Genomic DNA, 1249 nt, shown 5'->3' on the forward strand with positions numbered 1-1249 from the left:
TAGGGTGAGATCGCGAACGTTATTTAATCAAAATCGTTCAGTTTGACCCACGGAGCTACTTATGATCTCATACTCCTTTTTTCAGGAGTGCCCCCATGAATATCGACGCTTTTTCTCAGTATTTCGGCAAATTACAAGATCCTCGCCAATCGGCCAAAATCAGTTACCCCTTGTTTGACGTGCTTTTTCTGACCATGTGCGCTGTTATCGCCGGGGCGGAAGGATGGGAAGATATTGAAGATTTCGGGAAAATGCGCCTCGATTGGCTTCAGCAAAAGGGGCTGTTTCAAACAGGGTTGCCTGTTCATGATACGATAGCACGTATTATCTCCCGCCTCGATCCCGCCCAATTTCAGTCATGTTTTATTCACTGGGTTCAGGCTGTGAACAAACGTACCGAAGGGGAAATTATTGCGATTGATGGCAAGACATTGCGAGGAACCGGCAACGGCAACACACGACAATTGGCTATCCATATGGTCAGCGCCTTTGCGACCACTAATGGCGTGGTGATGGGACAGCTAAAAACCGGGCATAAATCCAATGAAATTAAAGCCATCCCGAAATGGATTCATTTGCTGGATATTAAAGGTTGTCTGGTGTCTATTGATGCGATGGGGTGTCAAACCCAAATTGCAGAAAAGAGCCTTCATCAGGGAGGCGACTACCTGCTAGCGGTGAAAGGCAATCAGGAACGCTTGTACCGGGCAGTCAAACAGGCCCTGGCGGCGAAAACTACGGCGAGCAGTACCAAAGAAAATGTGACGATAGAACAAGACCATGGGCGCATTGAAGCCCGAGAATATCATGTGTTACCTGCGGATGAACTGGGGCAGCAATTTCCGGCCTGGAAAGGGGTAAAAAGCATCGGTGTGGCAATGGGTTATCGCCTTGAAAAATCAGGCAAAGAATCACTGGCGTATCGATATTATATCAGCTCTGCTGAATTGGAACCGGCACGCTTTGCGGCGGCAGTGCGTGGTCATTGGGGAATTGAAAATCGTGTCCACTGGGTCCTTGATGTCTCAATGAATGAAGATGCGTGTACTATTTGTCGTGGTGACTCCGCAGAGATTTTAGCCTGTATGCGACATCTGTCTCTCAATATGCTGAGGGCAGAAACCAGTGAAAAAGCCAGTATTCGGCGCAAACGGAAGATGACCAGTATGAATAGTGCCTATATGGACAAGGTGTTAATAGCAGGATTATGCTCGATGGTTAAACAATGAACACTCACGCTCTCACCCTG

1 protein-coding gene is annotated in these 1249 nt (G+C 47.7%); it reads left to right on the top strand.

Going from position 1 to position 1249, the window contains the following annotated elements; all coding sequences use genetic code 11:
* Positions 1 to 95: 95 nt before the first annotated feature.
* The gene (locus tag C5471_RS23280) at positions 96 to 1229 is read left to right on the top strand and encodes an ISAs1 family transposase (RefSeq protein WP_133813838.1); all 1134 of its coding nucleotides are present in this window, start codon (positions 96 to 98) and stop codon (positions 1227 to 1229) included.
* Positions 1230 to 1249: the final 20 nt, after the last annotated feature.

The organism is Photorhabdus tasmaniensis (genome assembly GCF_011189505.1).
Lineage (GTDB): Bacteria > Pseudomonadota > Gammaproteobacteria > Enterobacterales > Enterobacteriaceae > Photorhabdus > Photorhabdus tasmaniensis.

Bases quoted from the DNA above. Each gene is read 5' to 3' on its own strand.
- C5471_RS23280 (WP_133813838.1), top strand. From the start codon at position 96: ATGAATATCGACGCTTTTTCTCAGTATTTCGGCAAATTACAAGATCCT.